At 30.7% G+C, this 24934-nt stretch carries 22 protein-coding genes, 1 pseudogene and 1 other annotated feature; of the genes and pseudogenes, 16 read left to right on the forward strand and 7 right to left on the reverse strand.

Features of this window, described 5'->3' with window-relative positions; genetic code table 11:
• The first annotated feature begins 11 nt into the window (after positions 1 to 11).
• Complete coding sequence (locus tag JK634_RS06400; RefSeq protein ID WP_202766805.1) at positions 12 to 1613, forward strand: AarF/UbiB family protein; 1602 nt, start codon at positions 12 to 14, stop codon at positions 1611 to 1613.
• A gap of 147 nt (positions 1614 to 1760) precedes the next feature.
• Positions 1761 to 3377: a phosphoenolpyruvate carboxylase gene (gene ppcA / locus JK634_RS06405; RefSeq protein WP_202766806.1), complete on the forward strand. Its 1617-nt coding sequence runs from the start codon at positions 1761 to 1763 to the stop codon at positions 3375 to 3377.
• A gap of 59 nt (positions 3378 to 3436) precedes the next feature.
• On the opposite strand, the gene JK634_RS06410 is transcribed toward ppcA, so the two are convergent.
• On the reverse strand, positions 3437 to 3934 hold the full coding sequence (locus tag JK634_RS06410; protein WP_202766807.1) for an FUSC family protein: 498 nt from the start codon (positions 3932 to 3934) through the stop codon (positions 3437 to 3439).
• Between the two features lie 314 nt (positions 3935 to 4248).
• Between JK634_RS06410 and JK634_RS06415 the strand changes: the two genes are divergently transcribed.
• From JK634_RS06415 to metG (JK634_RS06425), 3 genes and pseudogenes are all read left to right on the forward strand, one after another.
• Entirely contained in the window at positions 4249 to 4692 is a 444-nt protein-coding gene (locus tag JK634_RS06415; protein WP_202766808.1) for a MarR family winged helix-turn-helix transcriptional regulator, read from the forward strand.
• A 61-nt stretch (positions 4693 to 4753) separates the two neighbouring features.
• Positions 4754 to 5019, forward strand: a binding site (T-box leader).
• 236 nt (positions 5020 to 5255) lie between these two features.
• Positions 5256 to 7202: pseudogene (gene metG, locus JK634_RS06420) on the forward strand (methionine--tRNA ligase); the annotation flags it as partial.
• 86 nt (positions 7203 to 7288) lie between these two features.
• Complete coding sequence (metG, locus tag JK634_RS06425) at positions 7289 to 8917, forward strand: methionine--tRNA ligase (protein ID WP_202766810.1); 1629 nt, start codon at positions 7289 to 7291, stop codon at positions 8915 to 8917.
• A 152-nt stretch (positions 8918 to 9069) separates the two neighbouring features.
• Here the strand turns inward: metG (JK634_RS06425) and JK634_RS06430 are convergent, their stop codons facing one another.
• On the reverse strand, positions 9070 to 9750 hold the full coding sequence (locus JK634_RS06430; RefSeq protein WP_243425567.1) for a Crp/Fnr family transcriptional regulator: 681 nt from the start codon (positions 9748 to 9750) through the stop codon (positions 9070 to 9072).
• A gap of 379 nt (positions 9751 to 10129) precedes the next feature.
• Between JK634_RS06430 and JK634_RS06435 the strand changes: the two genes are divergently transcribed.
• The 4 genes from JK634_RS06435 to rsmA all read left to right on the forward strand — a co-directional run bounded on the left by JK634_RS06435 (position 10130) and on the right by rsmA (position 13781).
• On the forward strand, positions 10130 to 10912 hold the full coding sequence (locus tag JK634_RS06435; protein WP_202766811.1) for a TatD family hydrolase: 783 nt from the start codon (positions 10130 to 10132) through the stop codon (positions 10910 to 10912).
• A 380-nt stretch (positions 10913 to 11292) separates the two neighbouring features.
• Positions 11293 to 12318, forward strand: coding sequence for a G5 and 3D domain-containing protein (locus JK634_RS20525; protein WP_202766812.1), 1026 nt, complete (start codon positions 11293 to 11295; stop codon positions 12316 to 12318).
• A gap of 62 nt (positions 12319 to 12380) precedes the next feature.
• Positions 12381 to 12935 (forward strand): ribonuclease M5, encoded by a 555-nt coding sequence (rnmV, locus tag JK634_RS06445; RefSeq protein WP_202766813.1) that lies wholly within the window; start codon positions 12381 to 12383, stop codon positions 12933 to 12935.
• A gap of 3 nt (positions 12936 to 12938) precedes the next feature.
• Positions 12939 to 13781 carry a 16S rRNA (adenine(1518)-N(6)/adenine(1519)-N(6))-dimethyltransferase RsmA gene (gene rsmA / locus JK634_RS06450; protein ID WP_202766814.1) on the forward strand — a complete coding sequence of 281 codons (843 nt, stop codon included), beginning with the start codon at positions 12939 to 12941 and terminating at the stop codon, positions 13779 to 13781.
• A 62-nt stretch (positions 13782 to 13843) separates the two neighbouring features.
• On the opposite strand, the gene JK634_RS06455 is transcribed toward rsmA, so the two are convergent.
• Entirely contained in the window at positions 13844 to 14332 is a 489-nt protein-coding gene (locus tag JK634_RS06455) for a GNAT family N-acetyltransferase (RefSeq protein ID WP_202766815.1), read from the reverse strand.
• Positions 14333 to 14474: 142 nt separating this feature from the next.
• Between JK634_RS06455 and JK634_RS06460 the strand changes: the two genes are divergently transcribed.
• From JK634_RS06460 to JK634_RS06485, 6 genes are all read left to right on the forward strand, one after another.
• On the forward strand, positions 14475 to 15689 hold the full coding sequence (locus JK634_RS06460) for a DUF7922 domain-containing protein (protein ID WP_202766816.1): 1215 nt from the start codon (positions 14475 to 14477) through the stop codon (positions 15687 to 15689).
• A gap of 249 nt (positions 15690 to 15938) precedes the next feature.
• The gene (locus JK634_RS06465) at positions 15939 to 16499 is read left to right on the forward strand and encodes a hypothetical protein (protein WP_202766817.1); all 561 of its coding nucleotides are present in this window, start codon (positions 15939 to 15941) and stop codon (positions 16497 to 16499) included.
• A 92-nt stretch (positions 16500 to 16591) separates the two neighbouring features.
• A complete protein-coding gene (locus tag JK634_RS06470; RefSeq protein WP_202766818.1) occupies positions 16592 to 17368 on the forward strand; it encodes a prolipoprotein diacylglyceryl transferase in 777 nt (258 codons plus the stop codon).
• The gene (locus JK634_RS06475; protein ID WP_202766819.1) at positions 17352 to 18179 is read left to right on the forward strand and encodes a YhfM domain-containing protein; all 828 of its coding nucleotides are present in this window, start codon (positions 17352 to 17354) and stop codon (positions 18177 to 18179) included. The genes JK634_RS06470 and JK634_RS06475 overlap by 17 nt, the downstream gene beginning before the upstream one ends.
• A 48-nt stretch (positions 18180 to 18227) precedes the next feature.
• The gene (locus JK634_RS06480) at positions 18228 to 19076 is read left to right on the forward strand and encodes an Mrp/NBP35 family ATP-binding protein (protein WP_202766820.1); all 849 of its coding nucleotides are present in this window, start codon (positions 18228 to 18230) and stop codon (positions 19074 to 19076) included.
• A gap of 143 nt (positions 19077 to 19219) precedes the next feature.
• A complete protein-coding gene (locus JK634_RS06485; protein WP_202766821.1) occupies positions 19220 to 19408 on the forward strand; it encodes a ferredoxin in 189 nt (62 codons plus the stop codon).
• A gap of 34 nt (positions 19409 to 19442) precedes the next feature.
• Here JK634_RS06485 and JK634_RS06490 read toward each other — a convergent pair whose 3' ends face one another.
• The 4 genes from JK634_RS06490 to JK634_RS06505 form a co-directional block, all read right to left on the reverse strand.
• Positions 19443 to 19652 carry a hypothetical protein gene (locus JK634_RS06490; protein ID WP_202766822.1) on the reverse strand — a complete coding sequence of 70 codons (210 nt, stop codon included), beginning with the start codon at positions 19650 to 19652 and terminating at the stop codon, positions 19443 to 19445.
• 71 nt (positions 19653 to 19723) lie between these two features.
• Positions 19724 to 20176 (reverse strand): PadR family transcriptional regulator, encoded by a 453-nt coding sequence (locus JK634_RS06495; protein ID WP_202766823.1) that lies wholly within the window; start codon positions 20174 to 20176, stop codon positions 19724 to 19726.
• Between the two features lie 4 nt (positions 20177 to 20180).
• Positions 20181 to 21023 (reverse strand): DegV family protein, encoded by an 843-nt coding sequence (locus JK634_RS06500; protein WP_202766824.1) that lies wholly within the window; start codon positions 21021 to 21023, stop codon positions 20181 to 20183.
• A 185-nt stretch (positions 21024 to 21208) separates the two neighbouring features.
• The gene (locus JK634_RS06505; protein ID WP_202766825.1) at positions 21209 to 22204 is read right to left on the reverse strand and encodes a DUF3048 domain-containing protein; all 996 of its coding nucleotides are present in this window, start codon (positions 22202 to 22204) and stop codon (positions 21209 to 21211) included.
• A 457-nt stretch (positions 22205 to 22661) separates the two neighbouring features.
• Between JK634_RS06505 and JK634_RS06510 the strand changes: the two genes are divergently transcribed.
• The gene (locus JK634_RS06510; protein WP_202766826.1) at positions 22662 to 24779 is read left to right on the forward strand and encodes an anaerobic ribonucleoside triphosphate reductase; all 2118 of its coding nucleotides are present in this window, start codon (positions 22662 to 22664) and stop codon (positions 24777 to 24779) included.
• Positions 24780 to 24934: the final 155 nt, after the last annotated feature.

Here is a 24934-nt window from a genome sequence, read left to right on the forward strand (position 1 = left end):
GGGAGGAGCAAGTGAAAAAGTATACTTTAGATAGGTTTAGACAGATTATATCTGTTCTTACATACTATGGAATTGGGCTGATAAAAGATAATAAAGCTGAAGATAAAAAGAAACAAGCAGAAAATTTTAGAAAAGCTTTTGAAAAACTTGGTCCTACCTTTATAAAGATAGGGCAAATCTTAAGTACTAGACCAGATATTGTTCCGGAAGAGTATATTATAGAACTAAAAAAGCTACAAAATGATGCAGTTAAAATGTCCATTGAAGATGTTAAAAATGTGTTTAGAGAAGAAATGAAAAAGGAAATAAATGAATGCTTCTTGGAGTTCAACGAAGTTCCATTAGCATCAGCATCAGTATCACAGGTACATGAAGGAATATTAAGAGATGGACGAAAAGTTGTTATTAAAGTTCAAAGACCAAACATTAAAAAGCTAATGGAAGAGGATATGAGGATATTAATTCGGTTAGCTAGACTTATAAAAGGAAGAATAAAAGAAACTTTAGTTGATCCTTTAGAAGCATTAAATGAAATAAAAGCAATGACAGAAAAAGAATTGGACTTTAGAATTGAAGGGGAAAATTTAAAACAGTTTAAAGAAAACAATATTAATGTAATACCTCTTAGAGTACCTGATGTAGTTAATGAATTTAGTACAGAAAAGATATTGGTAATGGAAAAGATTGAAGGTTATAAAATTAATGATAAGGAGACATTAATAAGTAAGGGATATGATCTTGATGATATATCTCAAAAATTAGTTTCTATATATTTTAAACAGGTTTTTAAAGATGGTTTTTTTCATGGTGATCCTCATCCAGGAAATATATTTATATCTGAGAAGAAGATATGTTTTATAGACTTTGGAATAATGGGAGAAATTTCTCCAGAAATCAAAGCATCGTTAAATGATGTTATTATAGCATTAGGAACTAAAGATATTAATAAAATCGTTGATTTTATACTATCAATTGGAGTTAAGAATGGAAAGGTAGAGAGAAATGTCCTTTATATGGATGTAGAAAACTTTTTAGATATATATTTAGGCACCTCCTTAAAAAACATAAAAATTTCTCAAATGCTGCAAGAGTTGATGCTTATTTCGTCTAAAAATAATATATTGATGCCAAGAGATCTTGTGCTTCTAGCTCGAAGCATGGTGATATTTGAGGGAGTAATTACAGAGTTATCTCCTAACGTTGATATATTAACATTACTTATGAATACCATAAGCAGCGGAAATAAGTTCTTTTTTCTAAAAGATATGACTAGAGAAGAATTAATATATAGAGCATATGATTTCGCTAAGAGTACCTTCTCTATACCAACAAAATTTTTGGAACTTGTAGATAGTGTAAAAGGAGGAAGAGCTAAGTTTTTACTTCAGGTTGAAGACTTAGACAAATCAATTCAAGCTTTAAATAAAATGGTAAATAGAGTGGTATTTTCAATGATCATTGCAGCCATGATTATTGGATCCTCATTAATAATATACAATCAAGGACCTATACAAATTTATGGAATGTCACTAATAGGTTTAGCGGGATATTTTGTAGCAGCTATTTTAGGCTTGTGGCTTATAGTTAGTATCATTAAATCGGGAACTTTATAATAGCTTATAAAAATATATGAAATTAATTACATGTTGCAAGTTGAAAAAAATAAACTTGCATATGTAACGCTCAAAGTCTTTACATTATTAAAATATGTGTTAAAATTGAAACTATAAGATAAATAAAAATTCATTTGGGGGTACATTATGAATAAAATTCCTTACTCAATGATGACGCAGCATCCAGATAATGTAGATACATATGTATCTATACAACAAGAACCACAAGAGGCTATAGAGGGTTTAACATTCCAAAAAGATGGGGGTCTTGGAATAGATGAAATAATGATTGACTTTGAAGGAAAATTGACACCTTATCATCAAACATCTCAAGTAGCTTTAGGGTTAATAGGAAAAGGAATAATTCCAGGAAAAGATGTAGCAATTACACCTAGAATTCCTAATGCAAATAAAGAATCAGTATTTAGACAATTAATGAGTATAATGTCAATAGTTGAAACAAACGTTCAAGCTTATCAACACACAGGATATCAAGCTATAAAAGAAGTAGTTGTGCCAATGGTTGAGACAGGTGAAGAAGTATGTCAATTTCAAGACAGAGTTAATTCAGTTATTGAATTAGGAAATAAAAATTACGATATAAAGTTTGAAGAAAACTCAATAAGAATAATTCCACTAGTTGAGGGAGTACCAGCATTAGTAAATATAGATAAGATATTTGATGAGTTTTACCATGCATCAGAGGAGAAAGGTGCTAAATTTGACTCCTTAAGATTCATGCTTGCTCGTTCAGACTCAGCGATGTCCTATGGATTAATATCAGGAGTTTTATCTGTACTTATGGCAATTGATAAGGCATATAAGTGGGGAGCGGAACATGATGTTGAAGTGGCACCAATATTAGGTTGCGGATCACTTCCATTTAGAGGACATTTTACTGCTGAAAATGTTGATAGCATGATTAAAACATATGGTGGGGTTAAAACTTTTACTCTTCAATCAGCTTTAAGATATGACCATGGTCCTGAAAAGGCAAAAGAAGCTGTAAATAAGCTTAATAGTAGTATAGAAAAATCAGTTCCTAGAAACTTCTCAGAGGAAGATGTAGAGTTAATGAAAGAATACATAGGTATATTTTCAAAATATTACTTAACAACTTTCCTAAAAATAATAAACACAGTTTCTTTCGTATCTGACTTTATTCCTAAGAATAGAGATAGATTAACTAAGACTAAAACAGGTCTTGAGTATTCAAGAGAACTTCCGGAAATAGATAAGATTGCAGACTGGGTAAAAGATGCTAAATTAAAGGAAGAATTACTTTCTATTGATCTTAATGTAGAATTCTCAGTACCTAGAGCAATATCTTATACTGGAGCTATGTATACATTAGGTATGCCACCAGAATTTTTAGGAATGGGAAGAGGTCTCAAAGAAATAAAAGAAAAGTACGGACAAGAAGGAATAGATAAACTTAAAGAATTCTACCCACAAATAAGAAAGGACTTTAGATTTGCAGCTCTATTTGCAAATGCAAAGGTTCCAAAGAAAATAATAGATGAATCTGCTAGATTAGAATATGAGGAAGATTTAAAACTAGCAAATGAAATTTTAGATCTAGGAGTAGATTTCGAATATCTTAATGATAATGAATTCTATCACACACTTTTAAAAACAACTAAGCCTATAGTAATGCACTTAATGGGTGTTGAAGAAGATGTGCTTTCAAGTAAAACTGAAGAATTAAAAATCCTAAACGAATGGATAGTTAGAATGGGAAAAGCAAGAGGAAGTATAGGATAGAAATTTAAAAGAGGAACTCAAAATATTTTGAGTTCCTCTTAATTTATTATAAGTTATAACTATTCAGACAAAGAATCATCCCTAGAAGGGAAATTTACATATTTATTTACAAAGATTGCAATGATTATGCCTACAGCTGTTTCAATAATTCTGTTGATTGCATAGCCATAACTTGTAAGTCCTTTTAGATTTGTAGTTATAGCTAGAAAAACTACACAGCTAATTGATACGGAAGCAGGTTTTTTTATTAAAACTCCAGTATATATAACTATTACGATTCCTAAACTAACTAGTAAAGGTAGAGGTATTGGAACAAAAGGATATATAAATATGAAGATTATACCATTTAATCCACCAACTAAAGTACCGATTAATCTGTTTTTTCCAGCTTTCATAGAGTTCTCAACTGAATCACCCATACATATAACAGATGCTATGCAGGCATAAAATGGTGACTGTCCCCAACGTATTATTTCAAAAAATAATATACATGCTAATACGGATAGTGCAGTTTTAACATTTCTTAGTCCGATTTTAGGTAAGGTTGTTAACTTCATAAGGTACCTCCAAATGTTAGATTTCATTAGTTTCAATTATAGGGTTTTTTATAGGAAACTTAACTTATACTTACATAAATAAGTTATCAGTTGAACTTAAAACCCTATATAATATAATACAATATTTATTTAATTATTAGAACCTTAGGAGAAGGAATATATGCTTGGTTTTAAAAGAAATTTGATAAATAATGCCTGAATTTAAGAATTTATGTAATTTTATAATATAATGTAGTAAAATTATAGATAACCAATACGTAAACCAATAGCTGAAGTTGGTTATCTTAAAGAGAAGCAAAAAAATGGAGGAATCTATGGATAATAAAGAAACTGCAAGAACTTTAATGGATTTTGCAATACTTACAAAGAGATTAATTAGAAAATTTAATACTTATAAATATGATACTAGATTAACAGTAGAGCAATTTAGGACTCTTACTGCATTAAATTCAAAAGAAAGAATAACCTTAAAGGAGTTATCTCAAACTATAGAAGTGTCTACTTCAAGTATTTGTATTATGCTTAATAGATTATCAGATGAGAATCTTGTATATAGAGAAACTGATGAAAATGATAGAAGAAATACCTTTTATGGACTTACTGAAGAGGGCAAAAAACTTTTGGAAAGAGAAAATGATAAGATGCTTGAAGAGCTAGGAAAACATCTTGAATTTTTAACACCTGAAGCAAAAGATATATTAAATAAAAATCTTAGAGAAGTAGAACCCATACTGGATAAATTTTTTAAAACCTTATAATATTGACAGTAATTTAAATTTGGAATAATATATTATTTATAGTCTGAAAATAAATTCTTAATTAAATGCTAGGAAAAGAAGAGTAGCAAGATGGAAACTCTTATAAGAGAGCTGGAAAAGGTGAAAGCCAGTGAGTGAAAATTTTGTGAAGATGGTCTTGGAGTAGGGCTTCTGAACTATATGATTAGAGTATAATTTATATCATAATGTTAGGGAGTCACGGGAGCAACCGTTACATTGCAAGGTAATCATCAGGTTACTTACAAAGGTGCTATTTGGTAACATTAGCATAAAGTAGAGTGGTAACACGTATAATGCGTCTCTACATAGGGAAAATCCTATGTAGAGACTTTTTTTTTACTCTTTAGAGATTTATAATATTTTAAGGTTATGAATAACACTATAAGTTTGAACTATAATCTGAAAATTTACTAGATTCCCTAAAGAGTAAAAGATAAAATTAGTCGCCTGCCAATTTTTCCTCACATACGTTTGGAAAGGCAGATGCGAGAAAAAAATCGACGGCTCATAATCGCCTTGACGATTTTTTATACAAGAGGAGGAATTCATTTATGTGTAAAAACAAAACCTATTATATTACAACCCCAATATATTACCCATCAGCAAATTTGCATATAGGTAATACATATACAACAGTAGCAGCAGACGCGTTAGCTAGATTTAAAAGATTAACAGGATATGACGTAATGTTCTTAACTGGTACAGATGAGCATGGTCAAAAGATTCAAAGAATAGCTGAAGAAAAGGGAGTAACGCCTATAGAATATGTTGATGGAATTGTTGCTGGAATAAAAGATCTTTGGGATATTATGCATATAAGCTATGATAAGTTTATTAGAACTACAGAAAATTATCATATGAAGGCAGTTCAAGATATATTTAAGAAACTTTATGATCAAGGGGATATATATAAAGATTCATACGAAGGGTGGTATTGCACACCATGTGAATCATTCTGGACTGAAACTCAGCTTGTAGATGGTAAATGTCCTGATTGTGGAAGACCAGTAGAAAAAGCAAAGGAAGAAGCTTATTTCTTTAAAATGAGCAAGTATGCTGATAGATTGATTAAGCATATAGAAGATAATCCGCATTTTATACAACCTGAATCAAGAAAAAATGAAATGGTTAATAACTTCTTAAAGCCAGGTCTTCAAGATTTATGTGTTTCAAGAACAAGTTTTAATTGGGGAATTCCTGTAACTTTTGATACAGATCATGTAGTTTATGTTTGGATAGATGCACTTTCTAACTATATTACAGCATTAGGATATGGTGGAGAAGATAAATCTTTATATGAAAAGTATTGGCCAGCAGACGTACATTTAATTGGAAAAGATATTTTAAGATTCCACACAATTTATTGGCCAATTATGCTAATGGCCTTAGGTGAACCATTACCAAAACAAGTTTTCGGTCATGGTTGGTTACTAGTAGATGGTGGGAAAATGTCAAAATCTAAAGGTAATGTAGTTGATCCTGTAGTACTAGTAAAAGAATTTGGCGTAGATGCAGTAAGATATTACTTGCTAAGAGAAATACCTTTTGGAGCAGATGGATTATTTAATAATGAAATATTCATTAAGAAAATTAATTCCGATTTATGTAATGATTTGGGTAACTTATTATCTAGAACAGTAGCTATGGTTGAAAAATACTTTGGAGGAATAATCCCTGCACCTTTAGCTAAAGAAGACATAGATGATGAGCTTATTAAGTTAGCACTAGAAACACCAAAGAAAGTTGAAGAAGCAATTGATCACTTAAAAATACCAGAAGCTTTAGAAGAAATATGGACACTTATAGGAAGAGCTAATAAATACATCGATGAAACAACACCATGGATATTAGCAAAAGATGAAGAAAAGAAGGATAGGTTAGGAACTGTTCTATATAACTTGGCAGAAAGCTTAAGATTTATCAGTGTATTAATACTTCCATTCCTACCTGATACATCAAAGAAGATAAGTGTACAAATTAATACTGAAGTTGACACTTGGAATTCTCTTTCAGCATTTGATGGAACAGCAGCAGGCACAAAAGTGGTAAAAGGTGAGAACCTATTCCCTAGAATTGATGTTGATGCAAAGCTTAAAGAACTAGAGGCACTAAAAGAAGCTTCAATAAAAGCTAATAAACAAATTGAAATTAAGCCTATAAAAGAAGAAATTACTATAGAAGATTTTGAAAAAATAGATCTAAGAGTAGTTAAGGTTTTAGAAGTAGAAGCAATAAAGGGAGCTAAAAAACTTTTAAAACTTAAGGTTGATTTAGGTGGAGAGCAAAGACAAGTGGTTTCCGGAATAGCAAAATATTATAAACCTGAAGAGTTAGTTGGGAAAAATGTTGTGCTTGTAGCAAACTTAAAGCCTGTAAAATTAAGAGGTGAATTATCTCAAGGCATGATTTTAGCTGCAGCAACTGATGATGATTCAGAACTTTTTGTAGTTAATCCAGGAGAATTACCAACTGGAAGTGAAGTAAGATAGTATAGAAAATACACAATAAATTTCAGAGGTTAGGTAATAGGGTTTTTTATTATCTAAACTCTGATTTTATAAATAGGAGGTATATTGTGAAGATAGTTATTGGAAATGCATGGCCTTATGCCAATGGATCGTTACATGTAGGTAGATTATCCTCCTTAATGCCAGGAGATATTCTGGCTAGATATCATAGATTAATGGGCGATGAAGTAATATTTGTTTCAGGTAGTGACTGTAATGGCACACCAATATCCATAAAAGCAAAAGAAGAAGGGGTAGCACCTGAGATAATATCTGAGAGATACAATGATGAATTTAAAGATTGTTTTGAAAAACTAGGATTTTCTTATGACCTATTTGGTAAAACAAGTTCACCATATCATCATAAAATCGTTAAAAAATTTATACTTGAGCTTTATGAAAAAGGATATATATATGAAAAATCTGTTACCCAGTATTATTGTAATGAATGTGGAGAATTTTTAACTGATAGATTGATAGAAGGTATTTGCCCACATTGTCACGGTACAGCAAGAGGAGATCAATGTGAGGAATGTTCAGAAATTCTAGACCCAGAGGACTTAATTGATAGAAAGTGTAAGTCTTGTGGAAAAGAACCAGAAGTTAAAGAGGTGAATCATTTATTTTTCTCTCTTTCTAAGTTTGAGAATGATGTAAGAAAGCTTTGGATTAAGCAAGATGGCTGGAGAGATAATGCTATAAAACTTACTAAAAGATATCTTGATGAAGGTCTTAGAGATAGGGCTGTAACTAGAAATATCTCCTGGGGAGTTGAAGTACCGCTTAAAGGGTATGAGGACAAAAGAATATATGTATGGATTGAGGCTGTAATGGCATATCTATCTTCAAGTATTAAGGTTTGTGAAGATAGAGGGGAAGATTGGGTGGAATATTGGCAAGATGAAGATTCAAGAATTTATTTCGTCCACGGAAAAGACAATATACCATTCCATACTGTTATTTTTCCAGCTCTTTTAAATGGGCTTGGGATTAAAAAGCCTAATTTAAGAATAATATCTTCAGAATATATGAATTTAGAAGGAAAGAAATTTTCTACTACGAAGAATTGGGCAGTATGGCTTCCTTATATGGTGAAAAATTATGATCCTGATGCAATAAGATATTTTTTGACTATTAACGGACCAGAAACTAAGAATACTGATTTCTCTTGGAGGGAATTTATAAATTCAAATAATGGAGAACTTCTAGGTGCCTTCGGAAATTTTGTTAACAGAACATTGGTATTTATCCACAAAAATTTTGGTGGAAAGCTTTCAAATTGTGAATTAAATCCTAAATGGGAAAAGGAATTTTTTGATTTATATGTAGAAGTAGGAGAGAAAATAGAAGATGGAGAATTTAGAAGTTCACTAGAAGATATTTTCGCATATATAAGAAAAGCTAATAAATTTTTTGATGATGAAAAACCATGGATAAAAATTGAAAAAGATAAAAAAAATTGTGAAAAGACACTGTATACTTGCGTTCAAATAATAGCGAATCTTTCAAATTTATTAGAACCATTTATACCTTTCTCATGTGAGAAAATAAGAGAATTTCTTTCAATACAAGATCCTACTTGGAGCTTTATTGAAATCAAAGAACCAAACGTTAAGGAAGTTTCAGTGCTTTTTGAGAGAATAGATAAGATTAAAGCAACGGAAGAATTAATTAAACTTAAGGAAGAAAAAGTGTAAAAAAAGAAGACTCTTGAAAATCTGATCAAAGGGGGATAAGATTTATTCAAGAGTCTTAAAATATGATGGTATAAGGGTAAATAATAATGCTTTAACAACTTTACAATATTAAATATATATTATTAATGTGTCAAATAAGTGTCAAAATAAAACTATTTATTAATTTCGATTTCCTCTAAATCTAATATTTTAATATTTTTACGATCATAATCAATTAAGCCATCTTTTTTCATGTTCATAAGTTCTCTTGATAAGGAAGGTCTTTGAACACCTAGTTTATCAGCCCACTCTTTTTTTGACATATTCAAACAAATATCTAAAGACTTTTCTTTATTATAAATATCTAAAATATAATCACAAATCATTTGTCTTAGAGATTTCATGCTAACCTGTTTTAATTTTGAGCTTAAAGCCATAGCTTTATTTGATAATACTTTTAAGAATATAAGTAAAAATTCATAATTTTTTTGTAGTAAGGTTGCAACATAAGATTTTCTTATGTGAAATACGTTAGCAGAGTTTTTACATACTACTGACATGGGATAGAAATGCATATCGCCAAAAAGAAGATTTTCTCCAAAAACATTCCCTTTTTCTAAGGTTGAAACTATAAGTATATTGCCTTCAGAGTCTAATTTAACTATTTCGATGGTTCCTTCCGCAACCACGCTAAGATGGTTACATTCTTCACCTTCCATAAACAAAATATCTTCAGAACTATAACTTTTTAAAAAGGCTTCTTTTGAGGTAGCTAGAGAATTTAATTCTTCTTCAGAAAAAGATTTAAATAATTTACAGGCTTTCAATCCTTCTAGTAATATAGAGTTATCCAAAATAAAACCTCCTTACTGTTTTATAATATGGTCAATCATAAAAAAATCGTCTAGGCAATTATGAGCCGTCGATTTTTTTCTCGCAGAACCTTATAAGGTTTTAAGTTCAACTAATAATTTATTCATGCCTGAAAATGTCTAGAAACCGACATTTTTAAACAAGAATAAATTAAGTTTCCTATAAAAACCTTATTGTATCTTTATTGTACATATGAAAATAATAGTTGTACAGAGTTTTAAGTTCAACTAATAATATATTTAGAGTGTTGAATTTACTTAATTGTAAAACTATAATAAACAATGTAATTATAGGTAATTAGTTATTATATGAATAAAAATAAAAAAATATGCAATAATTTATAAATGTGGGGTGTAAAGAATGGAAAATAAGTATAACATAATAGATTCTCATGCACATTATGATGATGAGGCTTTTGATGAAGATAGGGAAGAAGTATTAAAACAAATTCATCAAGAGGGAGTAACTGCTGTTTTAAATTGTGGTTCATCCTTAAAAGGACTAAGAAAGTCATATGAATTAGCAAATAATTATGATTTTTTCTATTGTGCATTAGGAATACATCCAGAGAATGCAGATGAATTTACAGAAGATACAGCTCAAGAAATAAGAGATAAAAGTAAAAATACAAAAGTAAAGGCTATAGGAGAAATAGGTTTAGACTATTATTGGGATGAAAATCCACCTAGGGAAGTACAAAAGGAAATTTTTAGAAAACAAATGAGTTTGGCAGAGGAATTAGGATTGCCAGTAGTAATTCATGACAGGGATGCTCATGCAGATACATTAGAAATACTAAAAGAATATCCAAATGTAATAGGAGTTATTCATTGTTTTTCTGGAAGCGTAGAATTTGCACGAGAATGTATAAAATTAGGATATTATATTGGTTTTACAGGAGTGGTAACATTTAAGAATGCAAAAAAGATAGTAGAAGTAGCTAAAGATGTACCAATGGACAGGATATTAGTTGAAACAGATTGTCCTTATATGGCACCTACTCCCTATAGAGGAAAGAGAAATAAGTCTAGCTATATTGAGTATATTATAGAAAAATTGGCTGAAATCAAAGAAATTCACCCAGAATCAGCGAACAAACTATTTAATGATAATATTAACAGGTTGTTCAATATGGAAAAATAAGGTAAAATTATCTTTGCAAGTTTTATTTTGGTGGTGAAACAAACAAAAGAAAATCCTATAACCAAGCTTTGGGCTGAAGAAATGTACATTCCCTATTACGTAACTGTTTAAAATAATCTAAAAAATCTTGTAGTAAAGTTAACAAGATATACAGCCCCTTTTGAATTTTATCTTCTAGGTTACTTTAAAATTGAGAATTTATTGAGGGTGGGTTAGAAGTTTTAGATTATAGATATATTAAGTCATCATCTTATTTATTATTTATTATGCAAAAGTTGCATTTTTAACAGTTACAACAAATTGCAGGAGATGTTAAGTTTGACAAGCATTTAAAATTCGTTTATAATGCAAAAGACACTCTTGCCAAAGGAGGGAATATTATGGTAGAAAAATTCAAGGTTAATGCTAAAAGAGTTTTTTCTAACGGTCCTAAGGCAAAAATCGTGTTGTTTTTAATAGTAGCATCCATGTTAATACTGACAATTTACAACATGAAAAAGACAGTGATTGTTCGTATAGACGGCGAAGAACAGAGTATATTGACATACGCAGGGACTGTTAAAGGGGCGCTACAAGGCAGCAACATATCTCTATCATCTAAAGATAAGGTAGAACCTGGATTAGATACTATGCTTAATGACAATGAGGTAATAACTGTTAAGAAAGCTGTACCAGTAGAGGTTACCGTAGATGGTAAGGACCAAAAAATTGAAACTGCCGAAAGTAACATTAATGATATGTTAGCAGCTGAAAACATTCAACTTGGTGATGATGATAAACTAAGTGTTGATGCTGACACCCCAATAACAGAAGGGTTGAAGTTTAAAATAATAAGAGTTCAAACAAAAGATGTAGTTGAAACTAAAACATTAGACTTTGATACCATCGTTAAAAATGATGACAATATGGATAAAGGATTTACAAAAACTGTTCAGGAAGGAACTCCAGGAGAAAAGGAAGTTACAGTAAGAGTAAGTTACGAAGACGGTGTAGAAGTTAGTAGGAAAACAGTTAGTGAAAAAGTTACTAAGGAACCTACTAATAAAATAGTATCAGAAGGTACTAGAAATTTCATCGCGCTCTCCAGAGGTGGAGATACAAAACTTTACTATCAAAAAGTAATGTCCGTTAAGGCAAGCGCCTATACTGGAGGAGGTACGACTGCAACAGGAACTACCCCAAGAAGAAATCCATCAGGAATAAGTACAATAGCTGTTGATCCAAGAATAGTTCCTTTAGGTTCAAAGGTTTATGTTGAAGGATACGGCTATGCTATTGCAGAAGATACTGGTGGAGCCATAAAGAATAATAAAATAGATATATATATGAATTCCAATAGAGAGTGTTATAGTTGGGGAGTAAGAAGTGTAAATCTATATGTTGTCGCATATCCAGGACAGTGGTAAAATGAAGAGGTGACTCAGAAGTGAGTCATCTTTTTCAATTTTTAATGAAGGGAGAAATTCCATTGATTAAGGAAGTTATAGTAGTAGAAGGAAGAGATGATGTTACAGCTGTTAAAAAAGCTGTAGACTCTGAAATAATTGCTGTAGGTGGATTTGGAATAAATAGTAAGGTAATAGATAGAATAAAAGAAGCTCAAAAAAGAAAGGGTGTAATAGTGCTTACTGATCCAGACTACGCTGGTGAAAAGATTAGAAGTATTATATCTAAAAGAGTACCTGGAATCAAGCATGCCTATATAGGAAGAGACGAAGGTACCAAGGATGGGGATATTGGAGTAGAAAATGCCACACCTCAGGTTATATTAAAAGCATTAAAAAGAGCGAAAGCTACAGTGATAGAAAAGAGAGATTTCTTTACCATTGAAGATATGATGTTTTTTAAGTTAACTGGAGACAATAAGGCTAAGGAGAGAAGACATTTGTTAGGGAAAGCTTTAGGAATAGGTTATGGCAATAGCAATCAATTAATCTCAAGATTAAATAACTATGGAATAACCAAGGAAGAGTTTGTAGAAGCTATGAATGAAGTAGAAAAACTTATGGAGAGTGAAAAATAATTTATGGATATAAGTACTCAAGATTTAGTAAAAAAATATAACTTTAAATTTACCAAAAGTTTAGGGCAAAATTTCCTTATAGATGATTCAGTGCTAGTGGATATTGTTTCAGGAGCAGAGATTGGTCCAGATGATTTGGTTATAGAAATAGGGCCAGGAGTAGGAACGTTAACTAGAGAGCTTTTAAAAAAAGCAAAGAAGGTTGTAGCAATTGAGTTAGATTCTGAATTAATTCCTATATTAACAAATGAATTAGGGGATAATCCTAATTTTAGATTAGTACATGAGGATGCATTGAAAGTAGATTTTAATAAAATAATAGGAGAAGAGAAAAGTGTTAAATTAGTAGCTAACTTACCATACTATGTAACAACTCCTATAATAGCAAGACTTTTAAATGAAGGATATAATTTTAAATCTCTAACTATAATGATTCAAAAGGAAGTTGCAGAAAGAATAAATGCTGAGCCTAACTGCAAGGAATATGGAGCACTTTCTATTTTAGTTCAATATTTTTGCGATACTAAAATAATAAGAAAGGTTTCGCCACAATCTTTTATTCCGAGACCTAAAGTTGATTCTATAGTTATTAGACTAGATAAATTAGATAAGCCTAAGGCAGAATTAAAAGATAAAGAGTTATTTTTTAGTATAGTAAGAAACTCTTTTAATATGAGAAGAAAAACTTTGTGGAATGCTCTAAAATCTTTTGGATTAAGTAAAGAAGATTTAGAAGAAGTATTTCTTAAGGCTGGTATAGATCAAAAAAGAAGAGGAGAAACATTAAGTATTGAGGAATTTGGAGAATTAGCAAATTCGCTTTACATAGTAAAAAATAGAGGCTAGTTAATGCAGTTCATATTAAAAAAAGAAGCAAAAGCTTCTTTTTTTTGTTTGACATATTAAAACTACATATTATTTATAGCTAATTTTTTTAGTGCATCTCCGTCAACTCTATACATGGTCCAATCTTCTAAAGGATTTGCCCCGAGACTTTTGTAAAATTTTATAGATGGCTCATTCCAATCTAGACAAGACCATTCTAATCTTCCGCAGCCTCTTTCTAATGTTAAATTTGCTAAGTAAATTAATAATTTTTTGCCGAAACCTTTTCCTCGTTGGTTAGGACTGATATATAAGTCTTCTAAGTATATTCCGGCACGACCAAGAAATGTAGAGAAGCTATGGAAAAAAAGTGCATATCCAACTGGTTCCCCGTTAAATTCTCCAATTAGAACTTCCGCAGATTTTTTATTAAATAACCATTCTTTTAAGATCTCCTCAGTAGCAACTACTTGGTCAAGTAGATTCTCATATGTTGCTAGTTCTTTTATAAATCCTAAAATGCTAGGGATATCTTCCACTTTTGCAAATCGGATATTGAAATTATAATTCATAAAAGGCCCCCCTACAAACTATTAATATAATAGTATTTTAGTACATTATGTATGCCAGGTACAGAACTTTTAAAATCTTTGAACATATTTAAACTATTTAAACATATAATGTAACGAATAAATATAGTGGAGGGACCCTTAGTTGGCACATGGAAAATTATATAGAAGTTTTATAATTCTACAAGAGGACGAAAAAGGACATTCAATAGCAGAAGATAAGCCTCTTTCTGGTTATGCTAAGATAGAAGCTAAAGATGAAAGGTGCAAAATATCTTTTTATGCTCAGAATATTAAAAAAGATGGACATAAACATTATATGGTACTAATTTCAGGTAAAAAAGATAATAAGCAGATAATAAATTTAGGTGAAGTGAACATAACAGACATAGGTAAGGTAGAGGTTTCTACAGAATACTTAGCAGATAACATAGGGGGAGTAGGAATCAGTTACGATAAAGTATCAGGAGCTGCTATATATAAAGATTTAGATGGCAAAAAGATGTTTCTAATTACCGGATTTATGAGTGGGGAACAACCAAAAGATAAATGGAAAGATTATAAAATAACAAGGGCACAAGGTGTAGAGGAAATAAAATTAGAAAATAGAATAAAAGATGTTGAACAGGTTGAGGTGGTTGAAAAAGTTAAATCTGCGCCAGAAAAAGTTGAAGTTGAGGATATGAGGGAAGAGGAAGCTTTACCTATTGCTGAGGAAAGTAAAAATGTTGAAGAAGTAGAGGAAATCAAAGTAGTAAGCGAGGAAGAAACAAGAGAAGAAAAACCAGTTATACAGGAAGAAGAAGAGGTAAAAGAAAGTAGTAATCAATTTGTAGTTGAAGAGCCAATTAATGATGTAAGAGAAGAAGAAAATCCATTTGATAAATATGAAGAATCTCTTGAAGCTCAAAGCTATGAAGAAGAATTTAGAATTCAGGGAACAGTTGGAGAATTTTTTGAGTCCCTAGCAGAAGACTTCGAAATGGATAGGCATAAGAATAAGAAGAATGATATAAAACATACAAAATGGTACAAAGTATATATAGCTAGTTTAGATGATATGACCAATATTACAGACTATAATAAGTATACAGTAATATATTATCCTATGATTAATTATTATCCATATTTCAAAAAATATGGACATTATAATATTGGATATAAGTGCAATAAAAAAGGAAAGATGCAATATATAATTTACGGAATACCAGGTAAAAAAGATAAGAGTGATCAGCCATATGGTGGTAAAACAGGCTTCGTAACCTGGATGGAAGATGAAACATTAGGTAAGGACTTAGGTTATTGGTTAATGTTTTATGATTTCAGAAATTCTGTTATTGTTATTCCAACAGAAAACTAAAGTATAGATTTATTGTTTAGAAAAAGAGGCTTGCCTCTTTTTTTATTTTATAGGGTTTTAAGTTCAACTATTAACTTATTTATGTAAGTATAAGTTAAGTTTCCTATCAAAAACCCTATATATAAGGAATAAGAATATTAAGAGAATAAGGGTTATTATGTAATTTGATTTTAGAGTCATAAGGAGAATAATAGGTAAACATCAATAGTATAAATAATATTAATACTAATAGAAAAAGTGGGGGACTTTATGAATAAAAAACAATTAGCAATAACAGTTATGTTATTATTTTTGATGGGTTTGCTTTTTGTAGGACAGGGAATATTTGATGAGAAATTCAAGATGATTGCTCTCATGAATAATAATATTTCAACTTTTAAAGAGTATTCTTCAAAGGATGAAGAAGTTAAATTTTTACTACCACAAGAGTGGAGTACTACTACTCAAAGCTTCCCTGGGAATTATATCTTATATAATAATAACTTCTCTGATAGTAAATTGGGAATATACGGATATATTCAATTGATTAACTATACTGAAGATGAAGAAAAGTTAATTGAATTTGATAAGAAATACATAAAGGATGAAATAAAAGATTACGAGAAGGAGCAATTAAAAGATAAGAAATATCATGGAAGTAAGGTTTCCTTCCAAACCATAGATAATAAATCTAATAAATATATAAATAGGATTTATTATATAAGACTAGATGAAGAGAAAATAGCTAAAATAGCCTTTAAGGTTAATTCAAATGACTATAAAGAAAGTTATGAAAATATTTTTACTTCAATAGTGGATTCTGTTAAATAAATTTGATAAAGAAGAGATTAAGTATTATAATTTATTATATTAAGGAGAAGCTATGCTTCTCCTTATTTAGAAGGAATCTTTTAGGAGGAAAGATGAAATTTATATTGTTTGAAATATTTGGGGTTAAAGTTTACGGATATGGATTTATGATTGCATTAGGGATAATAATTGCAATTTTACTAATAGATAAAAGGGGAAAAAAGAGAGGATACAATGTAGATCATATATTTAATATGACTTTAATAGCTGTTTTAAGTGGTGTAATAGGCGGAAAAGTACTTTACTACATAACTGAGTGGGAAAATATAATAAATGAACCTAAGCTTCTTATAGACAATATTGGAGCAGGATTCGTTATATATGGGGCTATTATTGGGGGAGCGATAGGAGTTGTTTTATATTCAAGGAAAAAAGGGTGGAACTTATTAGATATCTTCGATCTTATAATACCTACAGTAGCACTTGCTCAAGGCTTTGGTCGTATTGGTTGTTTTTTAGCTGGATGTTGTTATGGCAAGAAGACAGATCTTCCTATTGGAATAGTATTTCCGTCGGATTCATTAGCACCTTTTGGAGTTAGAATTATACCGACTCAATTGTTTTCAGCTGCGTTTGATATCATCCTATCATTTATATTATTTAGATATGATTTAAGAAACAAAAAAAATGGGAGAGTTTTTGCTCTTTATTTAATTATATATAGTATTGGAAGATTTATCATTGAGTTTTTTAGGGATGACCCTAGAGGAGTAGTATCAGTTCTATCAACATCACAATTTATTTCTATTTTTACATTGATAGCTGGTATTTTGTTGTTTAACATAAGTAAAATATTGAAAAGGGAGAAGGAAGATGTTAAAAAAAATTAGCAAAGCTTTAATACCCATATTAGTATTCTCTAATTTGCTAGTGGGATGTTCATTTATAGATAATGCCAAAACAAAAATGGGACTTAAAAACAATGATTTTGAATATATAAAAAATGAAAATGTAGATCAAATAATCATACAAAGTACAAGGGATACAGGCTTTAGATTTGTAGTTACTGATAAAAGGACAATTCAAGATATGTATTCACTTCTTTCTTCTTCAAAAGAAGCTAAAGAAAAAACTGATTTAGAACCCGATTATATATTTGAGATGCACATGGGGGATGAAGTTAAAAAATTCAATTATGTAGTAGGGGTTAATTCTAAGGACAAGGGAAATTTTTATGATGATAAAAAAATATACTCTGTATCAAGCAGATTAGACAATGATATAATACAAAACTTGTCATTTGTTAGAAAACCAAGAGAGTTTGCAAGCATATATTTCGGAAGTATCCTAAAGGTTTTAAATGAGAAAAAAGATTATTTAAATGAAGGAAATAAAAAAGTGGGTATAGATATGCTTTCCGATGTAGAGTGTACAAAATACATGCTCTCGACTGATATAGAAGATTTTAAGAAAAATGCTTCAAAAATTGTTAACAATATAGGAGTTATTAAAGGTGATAAGGATAAGTATGATATTATTATTACTGTAAGTAATCAAGGATACACATCTAAAACCTTTAAAACTAGTATTAGCATTGAAAATAAAATTGATCATAGTTATATGCCTTACTATGTAACAGGAAACTATGATCTTAATAGCTGGGAAATCTCATTAGTTACTAAGAAACCTAGTGATTGGTAAGAGATCTTTTAAAGCAAAATTAATATTTTAATTCGAGGAGGAATTATTATGTCAAGTTGTTCAACCTGTGCAAGCAAAGATACTTGTTCTACTAAAGAACAAGGTTGTGGAACACAAAATGTAAGTTTAAAAGTTATGCCTAAATATGGAGAGGTTAAAAATATTATTGGAGTAATAAGCGGAAAAGGTGGAGTTGGTAAATCTACTGTTACAGGATTAATAGCAACTCAATTAGCTAAAAAGGGGTATAAAGTAGGTGTGTTAGATGGAGATATAACTGGTCCATCAATGCCTAGATTTTTTGGTATTAATAATAAAAGAGCAGAAATGCTACCTATAGATGAAAATAATTTTAAATTCAAACCAGTGGAAAGTAACTTAGGAGTAAAAGTAATGTCTATGAATTTACTTACGCCTGTAGAAGATCAGCCTGTTATTTGGAGAGGCCCAGTTATAACTGGAGTTTTGAATCAAATGTATACAGATACTGATTGGGGTGAATTAGATTATTTATTAATAGACATGCCACCTGGAACAGGAGATATAGCTCTTACTGTAATGCAAAGTTTCCCATTAAAAGAAATGATAATCGTATCAACACCTCAAGATATGGTATCTATGATTGTTAAAAAAGTTGTTATAATGGCTGAAAAGATGGATGTTAAGGTAAGAGGTGTAGTAGAAAATATGTCCTATATAACTTGTGATAGTTGTGATCATAAGATAAGAGTGTTTAGTAAAAAGTCAGCAGAAGAACATGCTGAGTATCTAGGACTACCTTTATTAGCAGAATTGCCTATAAATCTTGATTTAACAGAAGCATTAGAAGAGGGAAAAGCAGAAGAGTATGCTAAAGAAGATCCTCTTTATTCATTAGTTTTTGAAGGACTATATTAATAATTAAGTTTTAGATAATAACTTGGCTTGTGCCAAGTTATTTTTTTGCTCTTTAGGAATTTATATTATTTTAAAGTTTTGAATAAAAAAATCTTTTTAGTGAAATAATATGTTTGTTATTAAATTCATTAGGAGGGAAAACTATGAAAGCAGATGTGGATAAGGATACTTGTATTGGATGTGGATTATGCCCATCAATAGCACCTGATGTTTTTGACATGCAGGATGATGGAAAGGCAGGCGTAATAGCAGATCCAGTTCCAAATGATAGCGAGGATAGTGCAAAGGAAGCAGAAGAAAATTGTCCAGTTAATGCTATAAATGTAGAGTAATATAAAAAGTAGCCTTTAAAGGCTACTTTTTATATTAAAAGAAATCAACAAGTTTTTCATTGCTTATTTTGTCATTCATAAAGTTTTGTCCGTTTAGTGCACTTTCATTAGAAAAATCTAAATTGACTTCACTTCCAACCGTATAACCTGCTGGAATATGAGATCTTTGAACATCTAAGGTAGTACCATTTTCAAGTAATACAGATGCACTTGTTGGATTCATTTCAAGAATTTTTCCCTTCACTTAAAAAACCTCCTATATAAAATAATATTATTATTATTTCAATAGAAGGTAATTGTTATTCGTTTATAAAGCTAATAAAGATGAGAATATATCGTATTAAAGACCTTTAGAGCTTCCTGTATCTTTGGCTTTAATAGATCCTTTCTTTTTTCGAATTCTTCTAAACCAAGTGGCGTAAGAGAATATATCTTTTGGAATTTCTTCTTAGGGTCATCCCATTCACCGATGATTAATCCTTCTTTTTCAAACTTTTTTAAAATGGGATATATTCCACCAGTGGAAGGAACCCAAAGACCATTTGTTTTTTCACCGATTTTATGAGAAATATCATTACCATTAGAAGCACCTTCGCTTAATATATACAGTACGTATATTGGTAACAATCCTTTTGTAAATACTTGGCCAACAGCCTCTTTTTCTTTATTAATCTTTTTTAAATCTGCAAGTTTCTTTTTATATTCTTCATAGAGTCTTTTTTCTTCTGCTCTAATATTCTCTTCCGTATTAAAGCTTGAATTATTCATACTACTATTCCTTTTCTAAAGTTATTCCTACAAGTCCAGGACCAGTGTGAACTCCAAGAGCAGGCCCGATAGCTGAAAATCCTAGACTAGTTATATTAGGTAGGTCTTTGATTTCATCATAGAATTTCTTGGCTTCTTCTGAAGCACCTCCATGAAGAACTGCAACTTTACATTTTCCATTGCTTAGCCATTCATCTAAAATTTCTCTTATTACTTTCAAAGACTGTTTTCTTCCACGAACTTTTGAGTGAACAGAGAAGTTTCCATCAGGAGCAACAGTTATAACAGGTTTTATGTTTAAAAGTTGACCAATTACTCCAGCAACTCTACCTATTCTACCACCTTTTCTAAGATATTCTAAAGTATCTAGTGTAAAGAAGATACCAGTCCTGTCTTTGCAACCTGGGAGGGCTTTAACAATGTTATCAAAGCTTTCACCCGCCTCGATCATTCTAGCCGCATCTAAAACTATATATCCTTGCTCTCTTGAAAGAGTTTTTGTATCGAATATATGGAATTTAAGATTAGGATGATCCTCTGCAATTAGTTTAACACTATTATATGTTCCTGAAAACCCTAAAGAGATTGTAATTATTATAACATGCGTATAACCTTCTCTCTCTAGAGAGGTTAGAATCTCATCAGTGGTTTCTATACTTGGAAGAGAAGTAGTAGGAACCTCTTTTTCAATATTTGCGTATAAATACTCAGGTGAAATATCTATTCTATCTCTAAACTCTCTATCCTTATATATGATTCTAAAAGGAAGAAGTTTTATATTGTGCTTATTTATTTCGTCCATTTCTAAATCACAAGAACTATCTGTGATTAAAGCGATTTTTTCCATAATAAACCTCCAAAATAACTTGTAAGCTAATTATAGCATAATAGATAACATTATCAATAGTGATAAGGATTAAATGTATCAGTATTGATAAGATTTTTGAAAAAAATATACTAAATATACGTTAGAAGGAAATCCTCTCAATTATAGTTTAGGGGAGAGGACTTCATACTTCCTATGATATTTCATTAATTGATGCTGACATCATTTGCAACTATATGCCAAATTGTATTGCCGGGAGATAAAGGAATCTCATTGTTTTTATTATCATAAAGCACAGTTCTATTATTTTCTTGTTTCCAATAACCATTTAATATTTTGCCATTTGATAATACAAAGGCATTTCCAGTACCAGTTAGTCGTATGTTTAGATGAATATTATCCTTTGACAAAGTTATTTCAGTCTTTTGAATAACTATGTTTTTAAACTTAAGGATACTATTAGTATTCATATCTAAAGCTGGTTTCCCATCCATATACTTCTCATAAAAACCATCCTTATAATTATAACTTGTAGAATAGCTTTTATTCAGCACCAGATTAAGAGCATTAAGATCTTGAAGAGAAGAATCACTCCAATAATTTTTATTAAAAGCCATGAACTTATTAGGAGTGTAAGTTAGGTTTTTACTTTTAATGTACTTTTCTATATTTTCTCCAGAAGTATATAAATTATGAGGTGCTTTTCTTTCATTATCTCTCCAAAAAAAATTTCTATTATACATTTCATTAATGCTCATATAAGATTTATCCTCTGATATAAGAGAGAGAGCTTCTTCACTTCCTCCACAATGAGCAAAAGGTAGATTTAGTGATTTTGCAATTGAAATAAAATATGCACGAGCACTTCTTACAGGGCCAATTTTTGCAGGTAAATTTTTTTGAAAAAGGGCTATAAACCTTGGTATTCCGCCTTCTGCCATAGTTTCATAGACAATGTCAGCAGAATTTAATCCACTTTGAGGCCTTGAGGCGGTAGAATTTTCTACGATAACCATAAAGGGGAAATTATTTAGTGCTTCTTTGGAAGTATCTTCTCCAGTATAAGAACTTACTTGTGTAACTTCAGATTTACTTACAGGAGAAGAATCTGTATTTTCATCTAATTGGGTGTTTGGGGGTTTTGAACATCCTACGAGTAAGAATAACGAACATAATATTAGGGAAAAAATTTTTTTTATCATAAATATCTCCTTATAGCAGTATCTACATAAATTATATTAAGAATAGTAACGGATAAATTACTGATTTTTATTAAGTTTTTGGGGGATTAAGGCTTTTTTACTCTTTGGGAATTTGTAATATTTTGAAGTTATGGATAAAATTACAAGTTTAAATTATAATTCAAGAATTTACTATACTCCCATAAAGAGTAAAAAAATAGAATTAGTCGCCTGCCAAATTTTCCGCGCATGCGCTTGGAAAGGCAGATGCGAGAAAAAAATCGACGGCTCATAATCGCCTTGACGATTTTTTTATAAAAGTCAAAGCTCAAAAACCTTTAAAAAAACTTAAAAATAGGAGTAAAAAGGATATATTAAATGCTATAACCTTTAAAGGAGAAATTTGAAGATTGATAATAAAAATTTCCTAATATATAATAATCAAAGTACAATATATGGTGTTATGGAGGTATGCGACATGCTAGATGTTGTGAAAAGAGACGGTAGAGAAACAAAATTTAACTCAGAGAAAATTTCTAATGCAATTAAACGTGCGGCAGAGGAAGCTGGAAGTCACTTAAGAGAAGGGCAAGTTATTGACTTAGTACAGAAGGTTATAACCTACATAGAAATGTCAGAACAAGAGAGAGTTACAGTAGAGGAAATCCAAAATCTTGTGGTTAGAGCACTAAAAGATAGTGGATTAAATGAAATTGCAGGTAATTATTCAGCCTACAGAGATGAAAGAACAAAGGTTAGAGAAATAAAATCAGATCTAATGACTGCGATTAAAAAAATAGGTGTAGAGACAGATAGAGATAATGCTAATGTAGGGAATAATTTTTCTTCAAAGCTACTAAGAATTGCATCTGAGTCGAACAAATGGCACAACTTAGCATCAATGCCAAAGCATCTAGCAAAAGCTCACGAAAATGGAGATGTATATTACCATGATTTAGATTCGTACAACTTGACAACAAATTGTCTACATATTCCTACAAAGGAAATGCTTGAAAAGGGTTTCAACACTGGATATGGTACGATTAATAAGCCTAGAAGAATTGAAACAGCAGCAGAACTTTCTTGTATATTATTACAATCTACTCAAAATGATATGTTTGGTGGACAGTCTCATCCAGACTTTGATAATGATATGGCTATGTTCATTGAGCCAACAAGAGAGGAAATTAAAGAAGAGCTTGTATCATATGGCTTAGAAGGAGAAAAGTTAGAAGAAACTATAGAGAGAAAACTTGTTGAAAGAGTTCATCAAGCAATGCAAGGAGTAGTTTATAATCTTAATACAATGCATTCAAGAGCTGGATCACAAGTGCCATTTTCTTCAATAAACTTAGGAATTCCTCATTCGAAGGAAGCTGCATTAGTATGTGAAGCCTTCTTATTAGAATATGAAAAAGGACTTGGTAGAGGAGAACAGCCTATATTCCCTAATATAATTTTTAGAGTTAAGGAAGGGGTAAATAGAGAGTCAGAAGATCCTTACCATTATTTATATAAATTAGCTTGCAGAGTTGCTGCAAAGAGAATGAACCCAACATTTATGAATATAGATGCTGACTTTAATAAGGAATACTATGATAAAGGATACATGCCGGCCACAATGGGATGTAGAACATATCTAATGAAAAATGTAAATGGGGAACCTGGTTGTAAGGGAAGAGGAAATATTGCTCCAACCACAATCAACTTACCAAGAATAGGTCTCCTTGCTAAAGGTGATATTAATAAATTCTTTGAAATTTTTGACACGAGAATAGAACTAGCAAAAGAATCATTACTTCATAGATATGGTGTATTAAAACAATTAAGAGTTAAGGATTTGCCTTTTGTTGCTGGACAACATTTAATGAAAGGTGCAGAAGGGTTAGATCAAAATGATTCCATTGAACCTATATTAAAGCAAGGTACATGGGGTATAGGATTTATAGGATTAGCTGAAACACTAGTTGCACTAATTGGTAAACATCATGGAGAAAGTGAAGAAGCTAGAGAATTAGGCGTTAAAATAGTAACTTATTTAAGAGAGAAATGTGATAGATTTATAGAAGAAACTAAATTAAACTGGAGTTGTTACGCTACACCAGCAGAAGGACTTAGCGGTAAGTTTATTAAACAAGACCAGAAGATGTTTGGTAAAGTAAAAGGTGTAACAGATAAAGAGTACTACACAAATAGCTATCATGTACCAGTAAGTCAACCTATATCTATAAAAACTAAAATTGAAATAGAAGCTCCTTATCATAAGCTTTGCAATGCTGGACATATAAGTTATCTTGAAGTAGATGATTGTCCAAATGGAGATGCTATAATGGATATTCTTAATTATGCATATAAGAATACCAATATAAGCTACTTAGGAATAAACTTCCATATAAGATACTGCAGAACTTGTGGAACATATCTTCACAGCAATGAGAGCAAATGCACAAGTTGCGGAAGTTCAGATATCCAAGGAGTATCAAGAGTAACTGGATACCTAAGCTTAGATGAAAGATTTGGCCCAGGAAAATATCAGGAGAGAGAAGATAGAATCACTCATACTGAAAAACATAATAAGAACTATAAGTGTGTATAATACTTTTAAAACCTTCCTAATTTATTAGGAAGGTTTTCTTTTTGTGTAACGAATACCACAGGTTATACCTGTGGTTCAAAAAAGCTTATAGCTATGAGTAGAAAAAAAGAAACCTCATTTGATAAAATTATTGCAGGTTCGCCAACCGCATTAAT

This window comes from Clostridium paridis, from assembly GCF_016765615.1.
GTDB classification, from domain to species: domain Bacteria; phylum Bacillota; class Clostridia; order Clostridiales; family Clostridiaceae; genus Clostridium_T; species Clostridium_T paridis.

Excerpts from the sequence above, each read along its gene's own strand:
- ppcA (WP_202766806.1), top strand. The coding sequence starts at position 1,761 with ATGAATAAAATTCCTTACTCAATGATGACGCAGCATCCAGATAATGTA.
- JK634_RS06455 (WP_202766815.1), bottom strand. The coding sequence starts at position 14,332 with ATGAATTATAATTTCAATATCCGATTTGCAAAAGTGGAAGATATCCCT.
- JK634_RS06435 (WP_202766811.1), top strand. The coding sequence starts at position 10,130 with ATGGAAAATAAGTATAACATAATAGATTCTCATGCACATTATGATGAT.
- JK634_RS06475 (WP_202766819.1), top strand. The coding sequence starts at position 17,352 with ATGTTAAAAAAAATTAGCAAAGCTTTAATACCCATATTAGTATTCTCT.
- JK634_RS06485 (WP_202766821.1), top strand. The coding sequence starts at position 19,220 with ATGAAAGCAGATGTGGATAAGGATACTTGTATTGGATGTGGATTATGC.
- JK634_RS06495 (WP_202766823.1), bottom strand. The coding sequence starts at position 20,176 with ATGAATAATTCAAGCTTTAATACGGAAGAGAATATTAGAGCAGAAGAA.
- JK634_RS06410 (WP_202766807.1), bottom strand. The coding sequence starts at position 3,934 with ATGAAGTTAACAACCTTACCTAAAATCGGACTAAGAAATGTTAAAACT.
- JK634_RS06415 (WP_202766808.1), top strand. The coding sequence starts at position 4,249 with ATGGATAATAAAGAAACTGCAAGAACTTTAATGGATTTTGCAATACTT.
- JK634_RS06505 (WP_202766825.1), bottom strand. The coding sequence starts at position 22,204 with ATGATAAAAAAAATTTTTTCCCTAATATTATGTTCGTTATTCTTACTC.
- rsmA (WP_202766814.1), top strand. The coding sequence starts at position 12,939 with ATGGATATAAGTACTCAAGATTTAGTAAAAAAATATAACTTTAAATTT.
- JK634_RS06510 (WP_202766826.1), top strand. The coding sequence starts at position 22,662 with ATGCTAGATGTTGTGAAAAGAGACGGTAGAGAAACAAAATTTAACTCA.
- JK634_RS06465 (WP_202766817.1), top strand. The coding sequence starts at position 15,939 with ATGAATAAAAAACAATTAGCAATAACAGTTATGTTATTATTTTTGATG.
- JK634_RS06500 (WP_202766824.1), bottom strand. The coding sequence starts at position 21,023 with ATGGAAAAAATCGCTTTAATCACAGATAGTTCTTGTGATTTAGAAATG.
- JK634_RS06480 (WP_202766820.1), top strand. The coding sequence starts at position 18,228 with ATGTCAAGTTGTTCAACCTGTGCAAGCAAAGATACTTGTTCTACTAAA.
- JK634_RS20525 (WP_202766812.1), top strand. The coding sequence starts at position 11,293 with ATGGTAGAAAAATTCAAGGTTAATGCTAAAAGAGTTTTTTCTAACGGT.
- JK634_RS06470 (WP_202766818.1), top strand. The coding sequence starts at position 16,592 with ATGAAATTTATATTGTTTGAAATATTTGGGGTTAAAGTTTACGGATAT.